The organism is Bradyrhizobium sp. ORS 285 (genome assembly GCF_900176205.1).
Classification (GTDB): Bacteria; Pseudomonadota; Alphaproteobacteria; order Rhizobiales; family Xanthobacteraceae; genus Bradyrhizobium.
The window spans coordinates 2,768,723-2,783,474 of record NZ_LT859959.1 but is presented as its reverse complement, the minus strand read 5'-3'; the positions used below and the strand labels follow the sequence as shown (position 1 = coordinate 2,783,474).

Below are 14,752 nucleotides of genomic sequence, written 5' to 3'. Positions count from 1 at the left end.
GAGCGCGTTGCAGGCGCTCGAAGCATATATCGACCGGGATTACGCTCCTCTCCATGAACACGCCGGCCGGCCTGTTCATGGTCCGGTGTACAGTGCCGCCCCGGCTTTTAACCCTCATGGTGAGGAGCGCCGCGAGCACGGCCAGCTAACCCGGACGAGCCGTTCATGGAGCGGCGTGTCTCGAACCATGAGGCCCCGGTCGTGTCAGACATCCAACCACGGAGCCGAACGTTCAGCTCGCGCCTGCACGCTCTCGGTCCGCTGCGGCACAAGCTCCGGCGCCGGATCAGGCGGCCGCGTGTCGAGCTCCTCGATCATGCCGCGCGCGATCTCGCGCTCGCCCATGATGACCATGTCCGCGCCAAGCGATTTCAGATGCTCGACCTCGGCATCGGAATGCGCGCGCGCCACGATGTGCAGCGCCGGATTGGCCGCGCGGGCCTGCTCGACGATCTGCCCGGCCTCGAACGCCTCGGGGATCGCGATGACCAGCGCGTGCGCGGCCGAGGGGTTGGTCGCGCGCAGCACGTTGCTGCGGGCGGCGTTGCCGGTGATGGTCTCGATGCCGGCGCTCTTCAGCTGCTTGAGGATGTCCTCAGATGTTTCCACCGCAAGGAAGGCGTGGCCGCGCTGCTGCAGCGCCTCGCCGACGAGCCGGCCGACGCGGCCATAGCCAACGACGATGGTGTGCTCGGTCAAAGGTGTCACCGGGATCTCGGCTGGCTTCGGCGCCGGCCTCGCAGCGACGTCCGCACGGCGGTGCTCCAGACGCGGCAACAGCCAGTCGAGGGCGGCGAACATCAGCGGGTTGAGCATGATCGAGATGATCGCGCCGGCCAGGATCAGGTCGCGGCCGGCTTTCGGCAGCAGATTGGTGGCGCCGCCGATCTCGGCAAGGATGAAGGAGAACTCGCCGATCTGGGCAAGGCTGGCGGAGATTGTGAGCGCGGTCGAGACGGGATGGCGGAACGCGATCACGATCAGGAACGCGGCGAGCGATTTGCCGAACAGGATGATGAAGAGCGTCGCGAGCAGCGGCCAGGGTTCGCGGATGATGCTGGCGGGATCGAACAGCATGCCGGCGGAGACGAAGAACAGCACCGCGAAGGCATCGCGCAGCGGCAGCGATTCCTGCGCGGCGCGCTGGCTCAGCGGCGACTCGCCGAGCATCATGCCGGCGAAGAACGCGCCGAGCGCCAGCGACACGCCGAACAGCTTGGTCGAGCCGAAGGCGACGCCCAGCGCGATCGCGAGCACCGCGAGGCGGAACAGCTCGCGCGATCCGGTGTGGGCGACGTAGTGCAGGATCCACGGGATCAGGCGGCGTCCGACCAGCAGCATCACGGCCATGAACACGCCGATCTTGGCGAAGGTCAGCAGCAGCACGCCGGTGAGACCGAGCCCGAAGCGGGCGGCGAGCGGATCGGCGGCGGCGACGTCGCCATTGCCGGTCTGCAGGCTGGCAAAGGCCGGGATCAGCACCAGCGCCAGCACCATCGCGAGGTCCTCGACGATCAGCCAGCCGACCGCGATGCGGCCGCGCTCGGTGTCCATCAGCCGCCGCTCCTGCAGCGCGCGCAGCAGCACCACGGTGCTGGCGACGGAGAGCGCTAGGCCGAACACGAGGCCGCCGCCGATCGACCAGCCCATGGCCCAGCTCAAGGCCATGCCCATCAGGGTCGCAACCGTGATCTGCACCACGGCGCCGGGCACGGCGATGGCGCGGACCGACATCAGGTCCTTCAGCGAGAAATGCAGGCCGACGCCGAACATCAAGAGAATGATGCCGAGCTCGGCAAGCTCGGTCGCCAGCGCCTGGTCGGCGACGAAGCCGGGCGTGAAGGGGCCGACGGCGACGCCGGCGAGGAGATAGCCGACCAGCGGCGGGAACCGGAAGCGCTGCGCGAGAGCTCCGAAGACGAAGGCCAATCCGAGGCCGGCGACGATGGTCGCGATGAGGGGTGTGTCGTGCGGCATCTGAACTTATTGCACAGGGGGCGAAATGATGCACCGCGACCAATTGTGGCAGAGTTCCGTCACGCGCATGGGGATGATGCGCGGACGCGCGCGGAAATCGGTGGTGAAGCGCGCGATCCGTTCCGTATGATCGGCGACGAGCCATCACGGGGTGATCAGACGCAATGCCCGCCGATCTCGTCCAGACGTTTCGTGCCTTCGCCTATAACAATGCCTGGGCCAATCACCGGCTGCTGACGGCCTGCGGCCAGCTCAGCGCCGACGACTTTGCCGCCGAGCGCACCGGCTTCTTCCCGAGCCTGCAGAAGACGCTGAACCACATCTACATCATCGACCTGTTCTACATCGACGCGCTGGAGGGCGGCTGGCTCGGCCCGATGGCCTGGCAGAACCAGGTGCCGTTCCCGCGCCTCGCCGATCTCGTGAAAGCGCAGGGCGCGATGGACCGCCGCCTGATCGCCTTCTGCGAGGCGCTGACGCCGGCGCGGCTCGACGATGTCGTGCGGATCAACCGCGAGACGCGGGTGCAGAACGAGCGCTGCGATCGCCTGCTGCTGCATCTGTTCCAGCACGACATCCACCACCGCGGCCAGGCGCATGCGATGCTGTCAGCGACGTCGGTGAAGCCGCCGCAGCTGGACGAGTTCTTTCCGGCCGACGATGCAGGACTGCGGACGAAGGAGTTTGCTGAGCTGGGGTTCAGCGAGGAGAAGATTTGGAAGCCGTAGTCCGGATGAGCGCAGCGACATCCGGGTTTACACGCGCTGTTGCCTCGAACCCGGATATCGCTGCGCTCATCCGGGCTACGACAATGGTGCCGTGTAGGGTGGGCAAAGGCGCTGCCGCGCTCCCTCCTCACGAGCGGTCGCAATGGCGCCGTGCCCACCATCTCGTTCGAGCACGCTGCCCGACGGTGGGCACGCTGCCGCCTGCGGCGGCCGCTTTGCCCACCCTACGGCATCTCGCTTCTGGCCCACACCTCGCGCGGGAGCCGGTACATCACCTGCCGGCGCAGCGGGCTGTCGGCCTCGACGCGCGGGTGATCGAAATCGGACGCCTCATCCCGGATCATGCCGAGCTTGCGCATCACGCTCTGTGACGCCCCATTTGCCGGCGCGGCATAGGCGATGATTTCGTCAAGGCCGAGCTCATCGAAGCCGAACGTGAGTGATGCGCGCGCGGCCTCCGTGGCAATGCCCTGCCCCCAGGCCGCGCGGGCCAGCCGCCAGCCAGTCTCGACGGCCGGCGTGAACGGGGCGTCGAAGAAAACTTTGAACAATCCGGTTGCGCCGAGGAAGGCGCCAGTGGCCCGATCTTCGACCACCCAGAAGCCGAAGCCGTGCTCGGCAAAATGCTTGATCTGGAAATCGATCCATTGATCGCACGCCTGCCGCGTCGGCAGCGCGCGCAAGTAGCGCATGACGTCGGGATCGGCGGACATCGCCGCGAACGGTGCGCGATCCGCGTCGCGCCATTCGCGCAAGGTGAGGCGTTCAGTCGAGAGGATCATCGATTATCCAGCGTCATTGCGAGGAGCGAAGCGACCAATCAATCCAGAGTCGCGAGCGCGGCCCTGGATTGCTTCGCTTCGCTCGCAATGACGAGGATGGAGCCAGGCTACTTCACCGGCTCGAGGATCGACACGTAGTTCGCCACCGCGGCGCCGCCCATGTTGAAGATGCCGCCGAGCTTGGCGTTGGCGAGCTGCATGCCCTCGGGCGCCGTGCCCGTGAGCTGCATGGCGGTCATCACGTGCATGGAGACGCCGGTGGCGCCAATGGGATGGCCCTTGGCCTTGAGGCCGCCGGACGGGTTGACCGGCAGCTTGCCGTCCTTGAGCGTCCAGCCTTCCTTGATGGCGCGGGCGCCCTGCCCCCTGGGCGTCAGGCCCATCGCTTCGTACTCGATGAGCTCGGCGACGGTGAAGCAGTCATGGGTCTCGACGAAGGAGAGATCGGACAGGGTGACGCCGGCCTTCTCCAGCGCACGCTGCCAGGCCACCGTGCAGCCCTCGAAGGCGAGGATGTCGCGCTTGCTCATCGGCAGGAAATCCTGCGCGTGCGCGGTGGCGCGGACATTCACCGCCTTAGCGAACTTCTTCGCCGTCTCGCTGTCGGTCAGCACCAGCGCGGCGGCGCCGTCGGACACGAGCGAGCAGTCGGTGCGCTTCAGGGGGCCGGCGACATACGGGTTCTTCTCGCTATCGGAGCGGCAGAACTCGAAGCCGAAATCCTTGCGCATCTGCGCGAAGGGATTGGCGACGCCGTTCTTGTGGTTCTTGGCGGCGATCAGCGCCAGCGCGTCGGACTGGTCTCCATACTTCTGGAAATAGCCCTGCGCGATCTTGCCGAACACGCCGGCGAAGCCGCCGACCGTGTCGCCATCTTCCGGCAGATAGGAGGCCTTGAGCAGGTTCTTGCCGATCTCCGGGCCCGGCGTGCGGGTCATCTGCTCGACGCCGACGACGAGCACGATCTTGGCGGCACCGGCGGCGATCGCGCGGATACCCTGGTGGACGGCGGCCGAGCCCGTGGCGCAGGCGTTCTCGACGCGGGTCGCCGGCTTGAAGCGCAAGGCGGGATCGGCCTGCAGCACCAGCGAGGCGGTAAAGTCCTGGGGTGAGAAGCCGGCGTTGAAATGGCCGAGCACGATCTCATCGACATCGCCGGCCGAGATGCCGGCGTCGGCCAGCGCCTCATTGGCGACCTTGACGACGAGGCTCTCGACGGTCTCGGCGTCGAACTTTCCGAACGGCGTATGCGCCCATCCGACGATGCTGGCGGTCATGCTGTCTCTCCCGAATGTCTCCCTGCCCCTCACATGGCGCGTTGCGCCATGTGAGTCCAGAGGCTGGTGGCGGTCTCAGGCCACGAACTTGCCGCCAAGCTCATCCTCGATGTGGATGCGGATGATGTCATCAAAGGTCTTTTCCTCGGTGGTGAAGCCGAGCTCGCGGGCGCGCTTGGCCTCGAACGTCCGCGGCCAGCCGGCGACGATGCCGACGATGAAGGGATCCGGCTCGCGCTTGATGCGGTTGGCGACGTTGTCACCGGCGACGCGGCGGAGCGCGGCGATCTGCTCACCGACGGTAGCCGTGAGGCCAGGCATGGTCAGGTTCCGGCGCGGGCCGATCTTGGCAGTGTCCATGGTCGCGGCGTGCAGCAGGAAGCCGACCGCCGAACGCGGCGTGGCGTGCCAATGCTGGACGTCCTCGGACACCGGCAGCACAGCTTCCTTGCCGGCGAGCGGCTCGCGCAGAATGTTGGAGAAGAAGCCGGACGCCGCCTTGTTCGGCGCCCCGGGACGGATGCAGATGGTCGGCAGGCGGATGCCGACGCCGTCGAAGAAGCCGCGGCGGCTGTAGTCGGCCAGCAGCAGCTCGCCGATCGCCTTCTGGGTGCCGTAGCTCAAGAGCGGCGCGTTGACGAACTCGTCGCCGATGGCCGCGGGGAACGGCGCGCCGAACACCGCGATCGACGAGGTGAAGACCAGGCGCGGCTTGTAGCCGTCGCCGATCAACCTGACCGCGTCGAACAGCATCCGCGTGCCGTCGAGATTGATGCGGTAGCCCTTGTCGAAATCGAGCTCGGCTTCGCCGGAGACGATGGCGGCGAGATGGAAGATGACGTCGGGACGATCGGCGATCAGCTTCTCGGCAAAGCCGGGGACGGCGAAATCGCCGGCGATGGTCTCGACGGCGATCGGCGTGTCGGGCTTCGCCGGCGCGACGATGTCCTGCAGGGTCAGGCGGGTGATGGCGGTGTCGCCAAGGCGGCCGTCGCGGACCAGCCGCTCCACCAGCTTGCGCCCGACCATGCCGGCGGCGCCGAGAACGAGAATATGCAAGGGGATGCTCCTTCAAAAGGTAGGGTGGGCAAAGGCGCGTAGCGCCGTGCCCACCGCAGCACTTGGCGATCACTTGGCGATGCCGGAAGACGGTGGGCACGCTTCGCTTTGCCCACCCTACGAGAGCTCGACGAGCCCGCCTACTCCTTCACCGCGCCGGTCATGGCCGACACATAATGCTCGACGAAGAAGGCGTAAAGGATCACGAGGGGCAGCGAGCCGACGAGGGCGCCGGCCATCAGCGATCCCCATTTGTAGATGTCACCGTCGACGAACTCGTTGACGATGGCGACCGGCACGGTCTTGTTCGGCGTCGATTGCAGGAAGGTCAGCGCGTAGATGAACTCGTTCCAGCACAGGGTGAACGAGAAGATGAAGGCCGAGATCAGGCCCGGCACCGCCAAGGGCACCACGATCTTGACCAGGATCTGCCAGCGGCTGGCGCCGTCGATCAGGGCGCATTCCTCCAGCTCGAACGGAATGGTCTTGAAGTAGCCCATCAGGAGCCAGGTCGAGAACGGGATCAGAAGCGTCGGATAGACCAGGATCAGCGACAGCGGCGAGTCGAACAGGCCGTAGGCCTGGATCACCGAGGCCAGCGGGATGAACAGGATCGACGGCGGCACCAGGTACGCGAAGAAGATCAGCACGCCCACGGTGTCCGCGCCCTTGAAGCGCAGCCGCACGATGGCGTAGGCCGCGAGCACGGAGGCGAAGATCGAGAGCGTGGTGGCGCCGATCGCGACATACATCGTGTTCCACAGCCAGCGCGGATACTGCGTCTCGAACAGCAATTTCGAGATGTGCTTGAAGGTCGGATGCACCACCCAGAACGGGTTGTACTTCTCCATATCGATCAGCTGCTCGTCGGGTTTGATCGACGTCAGGCCCATCCAGTAGAACGGGAACAGCAGCACCAGGAGAATGATCCCGAGCGGCAGATACAGCGTGATCAGCCGGCGCGGCAGCGACTCGAGGTAGCTCATCCCCTCGGAGTCGTCGCCGGCGAGCTTCGCGGCAGTCGCCGTGGCGTTCGATTGCGCTTTGGGCGGCAGCGTGGTGTCGGTCATTGGTCGGATCCTTGCTGCCATTTGCGCCGTTGCATGCCGAACCACGAGATCGCGATCGCCGCCATCAGGAACGGGATCATCGCGGTCGCGATTGCGGCGCCTTCGCCGAGACGGCCGGAGATGATGCCGCGCTGATAGCTCAGGGTCGCCATCAGATGCGTGGCGTTGACAGGGCCGCCGCGGGTCAGCGCCCAGATCAGCTGGAAGTCGGTGAAGGTGAACAGCACCGAGAAGGTCATCACGACGGCGATGATCGGCGTCAGCAGCGGATAGGTGATGTAGCGGAAGCGCTGCCAGCTGGTGGCGCCATCCAGCGTCGCGGCCTCATAGAGCGAGGGCGACACGGTCTGCAGGCCGGCCAGGAGCGTGATGGCGACGAACGGCACGCCGCGCCAGATGTTGGCGATGATGACCGAGGCGCGCGCCCAGGCGGTGTCGCCGAGGAAGTTGATGTTCTGGGTGATCACGCCGAGCTTGATCAGCGACCAGGAGATGATCGAGAACTGCGCGTCATAGATCCACCAGAACGCGATCGCCGACAGCACCGTCGGCACGATGAAGGGGATCAGCACGATCGCCCGGATCATCGCCTTGAACGGCATGTGCCGATTCAGCAGCAGCGCGAGATAAAGTCCGATTGCGAATTTGATGGCGCTTGCCACGATCGTGTAAAGCAGCGTGTTGAACACCGACAGCCAGAAGATCGAATCGTCCCACAGCCATTCGTAGTTCTCGATGCCGACGAAGACACCACTGCGGCCGATCTTCTCGTCGGTGAAGCTCATCCAGACGCCGAGCCCGAGCGGATAGGCCAGGAACAGGATCAGGAACGCCGCGGCCGGCAGCATGAACCACAGCGCGATGACGTTGCGGTTGGTCTTCAACCGTGTCCAGGCCGATGGCTCGCCGATGGCGGCGCCCGAAGGCATCGAGGTCTGAATGGTACTCATCTGATCGAGCAGCTCCCTTCGAACCGGAAGGTGGGCAAATCAAACGTGCCCACCGGCGTTCGGGATAGATCTCTTTCTCGCGACGCCCCCGTAGGGTGGGCAAAGGACCTCGGCGCGATGCCTGCATCGCGACGAGGGACGTGCCCAACGCCGGTGGTGCGATGTGGTCGGTGGGCACGGCGCGGGCGAGATCTCGGATGTCTCCGCGATCCCGGCGCGCCTTTGCCCACCCTACGCAGTCGAGGCCCGCCTCAGCGGAAGATGCGCTTGGCGGAGCGCTCGGCGCTCGCCATCGCCGTCTTCACGTCTTCGCGGCCGGTGCAGTAGTTCGCGAACATGTCGACCAGGACGAAGTCGGCGATCGCGGCCGCGGCCGCCTCGCCGAGCTTGCCGAGGCCGGCCGGCGTCGTCGCGGTGGCCGCGACGTCGCGATACGGCGTGTTCTTCGGATCGACCGTCCAGATCGGGTTGGCGTCGTAGCCCTTGAGGAAGTGCGACAGATAGCCCTGCGCCGCCTCGATCCAAGGATTGAACTGCTCCGGCTCCAGCATGAAGGCGGTGAACGCCTTGCAGGTCTGCGGGTACTTGGAGAAGTTGAACACCAGGATCGGGAAGCCCAGATGCATCTCGCGGGTCTTTCCGTCCAGGCCGGGCGGCAGATGCGCGTGGTTCATGTCCTCGGCGATCTGCGGCGCCTCTTTCTTGGCGGTGACGTAGATCGAGATGCCGTTGACGGTGGTGTAGAGCTGGCCGGCCAGGAACGCCTTGTTGTTGGAAGAGTCGTTCCACGACGCGGTGCCGGGCACGAAATTGTCGTACAGACCCTTGACGTATTCCAGCGCCTTGGCGGTCTCCGGCGAGTTGATGACGACCTTGTTGTCCTTGTCGATCAGATTGCCGCCATGCGCCCACAGCGCCCAGTGCACCCAGCCATTGGCGTCACCGGAGGCGTGGCCGAGCGCCATGCCGCCGGGCGTGCCGTTCTTGTTCATGGCCTTGAAGAACTCGGACATGCCGGCCAAGTCCTTCGGGAACTCCTTGAAGCCGGCCTTCTCGGCGGCAGCGACGCGATAGTTGATCAGGCCGCCGGTGGCCGCCACCGGGATGCCGATCCACTTGCCGTCGAGCATGCCATAGGCCTTGCCGGAGTCGGTCCAGCCGCCGCACTTCTTGCCGAGGTAATCGGCGACGTCGGTCATGTCGACGCACTTGTTGGAGAACAGGAACGGCAGCGTGTAGAGGCCCCAGACCATGTCGAGCCCCTGCCCGGTGTTGGCCGCAACGGAGGCCTTGGGCTGGACGTCGTCATAGGATTCGTTGGAGATGTTGATCGTGACGTTGTTGGCCTTCTGGAAGGCGTCGACGATCTTCATGAAGGCCACGTCCTCGGCCTCGACGAAGCGCTTCCAGCGCATCATGTTGACCTTGGCGCCGGGCTCCGGCTTCCAGGGCGAGGTCTGCGCCCAGGCCTTGGCATAGCCGAGCAGTTCGTCGGCCGACATCGTCGCCGCGGCCGCCATCAAGGTCGCGCCACCCTTGAGCAGAGACCGCCGATCCGTGAGAAATTTCGTCATCTGAAGTTCTCTCCCATTCAATATTGTTTGTTTTGTTTGTTGCCGATTTTTCGGTCGTTTTAGTTCTAAGTCGTCGTCCAGCGCCGCGCGGCCGGATCACAGTCTCCGGCCGGTATCCTTGTCGAACAGATGCGCCGCCGACGCGCGCGGGCGCAGATGGATCTTCTCGCCGGGATTGACCTCGTGGCGATCGCGGAACACCGCAATGATGTCCTGGGTGCCGATGCGGGCGACGATCTGAGTCTCCGAGCCGGTGGGCTCGACAACGATCACCTCGGCCTCGATGCCGTCATCGGCCAATTCGAGATGCTCCGGGCGCACGCCGTAGACGACGGGGCGGCCGTCGGACGCCGCCGGCGCCGTCAGCAGCGGCAGCTTGGCGCCGTTGTCGGTCTCGACATAGACCGAGCCGTTGGACTTGAGATGGCCGTTGAGGAAGTTCATCGCGGGCGAGCCGATGAATCCGGCGACGAACTGATTGTCCGGCTTGTCGTAGAGATCAAGCGGCGAGCCCATCTGCTCGACGATGCCGTCATGCATGACGACGATCTTGTCGGCCATGGTCATGGCCTCGATCTGGTCGTGGGTGACGTAGACCGTGGTCGTCTTGAGCCGCTGATGCAGCTCCTTGATCTCGGTGCGCATCGCGACGCGCAGCTTGGCGTCGAGGTTGGACAGCGGCTCGTCGAACAGGAACACCTGGGGATCGCGCACGATGGCGCGCCCCATGGCCACGCGCTGGCGCTGGCCGCCGGAGAGCTGGCGCGGATAGCGATCGAGCAGCGGCGTCAGCGCCAGGATCTCGGCGGCGCGCGCCACGCCCTTCTTGATGTCCTCGGGCCGCGCGCCACGCAGCTTCAGCGAGAAGCCCATGTTGTCGGCGACGGTCATGTGCGGGTAGAGCGCGTAGTTCTGGAACACCATCGCGATGTCGCGCTCTTTCGGCTGCACGTTGTTGACGACGCGCTCGCCGATCGAAATGGTTCCGGAGGTGATGTTCTCGAGCCCTGCCAGCATGCGCAGCAGCGTCGACTTGCCGCAGCCGGACGGACCGACCAGCACGACGAACTCGCCATCCTCGATCGGGATGGTCACGCCGTGCAGCACCTCGAATCCGCCGAAAGACTTGCGCACGTCGCGAATTTGCACCGACGACATCAATTTCCTCCTCAAAGACCGACTGCATTGGCTGCAGACCGGCGGCATTCTCACCCATTGTGCGCGACCGTTTGATCTGGCCGCTTGTCGTTATGTAGTCTTCTGATCGTGCAGGCGGCGCTGAAGTGGCGCCAGCTCGGCACGCATTGTCGGCAGTTTAGTTCTCTTTCGCAATGCTTCGCTTAGCAACCGCGTGATAGCGCTGTCAATATCGCTTGTGTACCAGACCGCCTATGCTATGAGCGATCCATGGGACGGAAACGTATCACGCCGGGCAAAGTCCGGCTGACCGAAGTCGCGGCACTGGCGGGCGTCAGCCCGATCACGGTGTCACGCTTCTTCCGCAATCCCGACACCGTCTCGGCGGGCCGCCGGCTGCGCATCGAGAGCGCCGCCAAGGATCTCGGCTACGTTCCCAACCTTGCCGCGCGCGCGCTGGCATCGCAGCGCACCGAAGTGATCGGCGTGCTGATACCGTCGCTCACCAACAACGTCTTCTCCGACGTGCTGCGCGGCATCTATGACGCGTTCGAAGGCAGCCGCTACAGCATCCAACTTGCGAATACGCGCTACAGCGTGCTGCAGGAGGAGCGCCTGCTGCGGCTGTTCCTGATGCAGAAGCCGGCCGGGCTGATCGTGACTGGCTTGGACCAGACCGCGGAAGGCCGCGCCATCACGCAGGCGGCGGACTGCCCTGTCGTGCAGATCATGGAGCTCGGCCCTGATCCGATCGATATGATGATCGGCTTCTCGCACGTCGATGCCTGTTATGCGGCCATTTCGCACCTTCTCGCGCAGGGCTGCCGGCGCATCGGCTTCCTCGGCGCGCGCATGGACCCCAGGGTGCAGCGACGGCTGCAGGGCTACCAGAGCGCGATGAAGAATGCCGGTTTGTTCGACCCGCGACTGATCGTCACGACCGCCGTGCCGACCTCCACGACGATGGGCGGCAATTTGTTTTCGGACCTGATGCTGAAGGCGCCGGACATCGATGCGGTGTTCTGCGCCAATGACGACCTCGCGCTCGGCGTGCTGTTCGAATGTCAGCGCCGGCACATCGCCGTGCCCGAGCAGCTCGCGATCGTCGGCTTCAACGACATGGAGTTCATGGCCGCGGCGGTTCCGACGCTGACCAGTGTCCGCACCAATCGTTACGAGATGGGTCTTCGCGCCGCGACGATGATCATGGACGAGATCGAAGGGCGCCCCGTGACCGAACGCGTCGTCGATCTCGGCTTCGAGGTCATGGAGCGCCAGAGCTCGACGATGCAACGTTCCGCGGGAGCGCGCCCGTCGCAGGCGGACCGCGCCTCAGGAACAAAATGGTAGCGCAACCAAATTCGCTGATCTAGAACCACGCTGACGACAACGACTTGAACGAAAGACGTAGGCGACTTCGATTCCGGCTCATTGCTCTCAGGTGCCTTGTTCGCGTGCACCCTGAACCGACCGGATCACCACGTTTGCACTGCGGGAGGACGCAAATGACAAAATCCAACGGACATGCCGGCAACGGCGCTGACAAGAGCCGCCGGCTGCGCTCGCAGGAGTGGTTCAACGATCCGCACAATCCGGGCATGACCGCGCTCTATCTCGAGCGCTATTTGAACTTCGGCCTCACGCGCGCCGAGCTGCAGTCGGGCAAGCCGATCATCGGCATCGCCCAGACCGGCAACGACCTGTCGCCGTGCAACCGCCACCATCTCGAGCTGGCGCATCGCGTGCGCGAGGGCATCCGCGAGGCCGGCGGCATCGCGATGGAGTTTCCGACCCACCCGATCCAGGAAACCGGCAAGCGCCCGACCGCGGCGCTTGACCGCAACCTCGCTTATCTCGGCCTCGTGGAAATCCTGTTCGGCTATCCGCTCGACGGCGTGGTGCTGACCACCGGCTGCGACAAGACCACACCCGCCTGCCTGATGGCGGCGGCCACCGTCAACATTCCCGCGATCGTGCTGTCCGGCGGGCCGATGCTGAACGGCTGGCACGAGGGCCAGCGCACGGGCTCCGGCACCGTGGTGTGGAAGTCGCGCGAGCGGCTCGCCGCTGGCGAGATCGACTACGAGGAGTTCATGCAGATCGTGGCGTCGTCGGCGCCATCGGTCGGGCATTGCAACACCATGGGCACGGCCTCGACCATGAACGCGCTGGCGGAAGCGCTCGGCATGTCCCTGCCCGGCTGCGCCGCGATTCCCGCGCCGTATCGCGAGCGCGGCCAGATCGCCTATGAGACCGGCAAGCGCATCGTCGACATGGTGTGGGAGGATCTCAAGCCGTCCGACATTCTCACCCGCAAGGCGTTCGAGAACTGCATCGTCGCCAATTCCGCGATCGGCGGCTCGACCAACGCGCCGATCCACATCAACGCGCTGGCGCGCCATGTCGGCGTCGAGCTCGATATCGACGACTGGCAGACCGTCGGCCACGACGTGCCGCTCTTGGTCAACATGCAGCCGGCGGGCTTCTATCTCGGCGAGGAATTCCACCGCGCCGGCGGCGTGCCAGCCGTGATCGGCGAGTTGATGCGGCACAAGCGCATCCACGAGGACGTCATCACGGTCAACGGCCGCAGCATGGGCGACAATTGCCGCGCCGCGCCGAAGCCGGACAACGACGTGATCTGGTCCTACGACAAGCCGCTGGTGAAGGATGCCGGCTTCCTGGTGCTGCGCGGCAATCTGTTCGATTCCGCGATCATGAAGACCAGCGTGATCTCCAAGGAATTCCGCGACCGCTATCTCGTCAATCCGAAGGACCCGAACGCCTTCGAAGGCCGCGCCATCGTATTCGAGGGGCCGGAGGATTATCACGACCGCATCGACGATCCGAAGCTCGAGATCGACGAGCACTGCGTGCTGTTCATCCGCGGCGCCGGCCCGATCGGCTATCCCGGCGGCGCCGAGGTGGTGAACATGCAGCCGCCGGCGGCGCTGATCAAGCGCGGCATCCTGTCCCTGCCCTGCATCGGCGACGGCCGCCAGTCCGGCACCTCGGGCTCGCCGTCGATCCTCAACGCCTCGCCCGAAGCCGCTGCTGACGGTGGCCTGGCGATCTTGAAGACCGGCGACAAGGTGCGCATCGACTTGAACAAGGGCTCGGCCAACATCCTGATCTCCGACGAGGAACTGGCCAAGCGCCGCGCCGAGCTGAAGGCCCGGGGGGGCTTCCCGCATCCGGCCAACCAGACGCCGTGGCAGGAGCTCTATCGCAACACCGTCGGCCAGCAGGCCACCGGCGCCTGCATGGAGCTCGCCACGCGGTACCAGAACATCGCTGGCACTGTCGGCGTGGCCAGGCATAATCACTAGACACACGGCACGAAGCCAGCCACCGTCATTGCGAGGAGCGAAGCGACGAAGCAATCCAGGGCCGCACGCACAGCCCTGGATCGCATCGCTGCGCTCGAGATGACGAAGAGCAAAATGTACTTCAGGGAGACCCCATGTCCGACCGCCTCAAGGGCAAGCGCGCCTTTGTCACCGCCGCCGCAGCCGGCATCGGCCGCGCCTGCGCCGTCGCCTTCGCGCGACAGGGCGCGACCGTGTTCGCCACCGACATCGACGAGAAGGGTCTCTCGACCCTGAAGGCCGAGGGCATCGCCGAGGTCGCCACCCTCGACGTGCGCAACACTGCGGCCGTCAATGCGATGGCCGAGCGCGTCGGCAAGGTCGAGATCCTGCTCAATGCCGCGGGGTTCGTGCACAACGGCACCATCCTCGACTGCTCGGATGACGACTTCGATTTCTCCTTCGACCTCAACGTCAAGTCGATGCACCGAACGATCCGCGCCTTTCTGCCGAAGATGCTGGCCGAGAACGGCGGCGCCATCGTCAACATCGCCTCCGCCGCAGGCGTGTTCAAGGCGGCGCCGAACCGCTACGTCTACGCGGCGACCAAGGCGGCGGTGGCGGCGCTGACGCGCTCGGTCGCGGCGGACTACGTGGCCAAGAAGATCCGCTGCAACTGCATCTGCCCCGGCACGATCGAGACGCCGTCACTGCTGGGACGCGCGGCCGCGGCCGGCCCGAACGGACTCGAGATGTTCGTCTCGCGCCAGCCGATGGGCCGGCTCGGCACGGCCGAGGAGATCGCGCATCTCGCGGTCTACCTCGCCAGCGACGAGAGCGCGTTCACCACGGGCGTGGCGCATACGATCGACGGCGGCTGGACGTTGTAG

12 protein-coding genes are annotated in these 14,752 nt (G+C 65.5%); 4 read left to right on the top strand and 8 right to left on the bottom strand.

Annotated elements, in window-relative coordinates; translation table 11 throughout:
• Nucleotides 1–204: 204 nt before the first annotated feature.
• Nucleotides 205–1,977 carry a YbaL family putative K(+) efflux transporter gene (gene ybaL, locus BRAD285_RS12595; RefSeq protein WP_006610847.1) on the bottom strand — a complete coding sequence of 591 codons (1,773 nt, stop codon included), beginning with the start codon at nucleotides 1,975–1,977 and terminating at the stop codon, nucleotides 205–207.
• A 164-nt stretch (nucleotides 1,978–2,141) separates the two neighbouring features.
• Here ybaL and BRAD285_RS12590 point away from each other — a divergent pair, with 164 nt between their 5' ends.
• Nucleotides 2,142–2,705 (top strand): DinB family protein, encoded by a 564-nt coding sequence (locus BRAD285_RS12590; RefSeq protein WP_006610846.1) that lies wholly within the window; start codon nucleotides 2,142–2,144, stop codon nucleotides 2,703–2,705.
• A 224-nt stretch (nucleotides 2,706–2,929) separates the two neighbouring features.
• Here BRAD285_RS12590 and BRAD285_RS12585 read toward each other — a convergent pair whose 3' ends face one another.
• The 7 genes from BRAD285_RS12585 to BRAD285_RS12555 all read right to left on the bottom strand — a co-directional run bounded on the left by BRAD285_RS12585 (nucleotide 2,930) and on the right by BRAD285_RS12555 (nucleotide 10,575).
• The gene (locus BRAD285_RS12585; protein WP_006610845.1) at nucleotides 2,930–3,487 is read right to left on the bottom strand and encodes a GNAT family N-acetyltransferase; all 558 of its coding nucleotides are present in this window, start codon (nucleotides 3,485–3,487) and stop codon (nucleotides 2,930–2,932) included.
• A gap of 107 nt (nucleotides 3,488–3,594) precedes the next feature.
• On the bottom strand, nucleotides 3,595–4,764 hold the full coding sequence (locus tag BRAD285_RS12580) for an acetyl-CoA acetyltransferase (protein ID WP_035645536.1): 1,170 nt from the start codon (nucleotides 4,762–4,764) through the stop codon (nucleotides 3,595–3,597).
• 75 nt (nucleotides 4,765–4,839) lie between these two features.
• On the bottom strand, nucleotides 4,840–5,823 hold the full coding sequence (denD, locus tag BRAD285_RS12575) for a D-erythronate dehydrogenase (protein WP_006610843.1): 984 nt from the start codon (nucleotides 5,821–5,823) through the stop codon (nucleotides 4,840–4,842).
• A 140-nt stretch (nucleotides 5,824–5,963) separates the two neighbouring features.
• Nucleotides 5,964–6,893 (bottom strand): carbohydrate ABC transporter permease, encoded by a 930-nt coding sequence (locus BRAD285_RS12570; protein WP_035645534.1) that lies wholly within the window; start codon nucleotides 6,891–6,893, stop codon nucleotides 5,964–5,966.
• Nucleotides 6,890–7,843: a carbohydrate ABC transporter permease gene (locus BRAD285_RS12565; RefSeq protein ID WP_035645533.1), complete on the bottom strand. Its 954-nt coding sequence runs from the start codon at nucleotides 7,841–7,843 to the stop codon at nucleotides 6,890–6,892. The genes BRAD285_RS12570 and BRAD285_RS12565 overlap by 4 nt, the downstream gene beginning before the upstream one ends.
• A 251-nt stretch (nucleotides 7,844–8,094) precedes the next feature.
• Nucleotides 8,095–9,417 (bottom strand): ABC transporter substrate-binding protein, encoded by a 1,323-nt coding sequence (locus BRAD285_RS12560; protein ID WP_006610840.1) that lies wholly within the window; start codon nucleotides 9,415–9,417, stop codon nucleotides 8,095–8,097.
• A gap of 96 nt (nucleotides 9,418–9,513) precedes the next feature.
• On the bottom strand, nucleotides 9,514–10,575 hold the full coding sequence (locus BRAD285_RS12555; protein WP_035645530.1) for an ABC transporter ATP-binding protein: 1,062 nt from the start codon (nucleotides 10,573–10,575) through the stop codon (nucleotides 9,514–9,516).
• Between the two features lie 249 nt (nucleotides 10,576–10,824).
• On the opposite strand from BRAD285_RS12555, the gene BRAD285_RS12550 reads away from it, so the two are divergent.
• The 3 genes from BRAD285_RS12550 (at nucleotide 10,825) to BRAD285_RS12540 (ending at nucleotide 14,752) form a co-directional block, all read left to right on the top strand.
• Complete coding sequence (locus BRAD285_RS12550) at nucleotides 10,825–11,904, top strand: LacI family DNA-binding transcriptional regulator (protein WP_006610838.1); 1,080 nt, start codon at nucleotides 10,825–10,827, stop codon at nucleotides 11,902–11,904.
• Between the two features lie 155 nt (nucleotides 11,905–12,059).
• Nucleotides 12,060–13,883, top strand: coding sequence for an IlvD/Edd family dehydratase (locus BRAD285_RS12545; protein WP_035645527.1), 1,824 nt, complete (start codon nucleotides 12,060–12,062; stop codon nucleotides 13,881–13,883).
• A gap of 134 nt (nucleotides 13,884–14,017) precedes the next feature.
• Nucleotides 14,018–14,752: an SDR family oxidoreductase gene (locus BRAD285_RS12540; protein ID WP_006610836.1), complete on the top strand. Its 735-nt coding sequence runs from the start codon at nucleotides 14,018–14,020 to the stop codon at nucleotides 14,750–14,752.

Bases quoted from the DNA above. Each gene is read 5' to 3' on its own strand.
- ybaL (WP_006610847.1), bottom strand. From the start codon at position 1,977: ATGCCGCACGACACACCCCTCATCGCGACCATCGTCGCCGGCCTCGGA.
- BRAD285_RS12590 (WP_006610846.1), top strand. From the start codon at position 2,142: ATGCCCGCCGATCTCGTCCAGACGTTTCGTGCCTTCGCCTATAACAAT.
- BRAD285_RS12585 (WP_006610845.1), bottom strand. From the start codon at position 3,487: ATGATCCTCTCGACTGAACGCCTCACCTTGCGCGAATGGCGCGACGCG.
- BRAD285_RS12580 (WP_035645536.1), bottom strand. From the start codon at position 4,764: ATGACCGCCAGCATCGTCGGATGGGCGCATACGCCGTTCGGAAAGTTC.
- BRAD285_RS12570 (WP_035645534.1), bottom strand. From the start codon at position 6,893: ATGACCGACACCACGCTGCCGCCCAAAGCGCAATCGAACGCCACGGCG.
- BRAD285_RS12565 (WP_035645533.1), bottom strand. From the start codon at position 7,843: ATGAGTACCATTCAGACCTCGATGCCTTCGGGCGCCGCCATCGGCGAG.
- BRAD285_RS12560 (WP_006610840.1), bottom strand. From the start codon at position 9,417: ATGACGAAATTTCTCACGGATCGGCGGTCTCTGCTCAAGGGTGGCGCG.
- BRAD285_RS12555 (WP_035645530.1), bottom strand. From the start codon at position 10,575: ATGTCGTCGGTGCAAATTCGCGACGTGCGCAAGTCTTTCGGCGGATTC.
- BRAD285_RS12550 (WP_006610838.1), top strand. From the start codon at position 10,825: ATGGGACGGAAACGTATCACGCCGGGCAAAGTCCGGCTGACCGAAGTC.
- BRAD285_RS12545 (WP_035645527.1), top strand. From the start codon at position 12,060: ATGACAAAATCCAACGGACATGCCGGCAACGGCGCTGACAAGAGCCGC.
- BRAD285_RS12540 (WP_006610836.1), top strand. From the start codon at position 14,018: ATGTCCGACCGCCTCAAGGGCAAGCGCGCCTTTGTCACCGCCGCCGCA.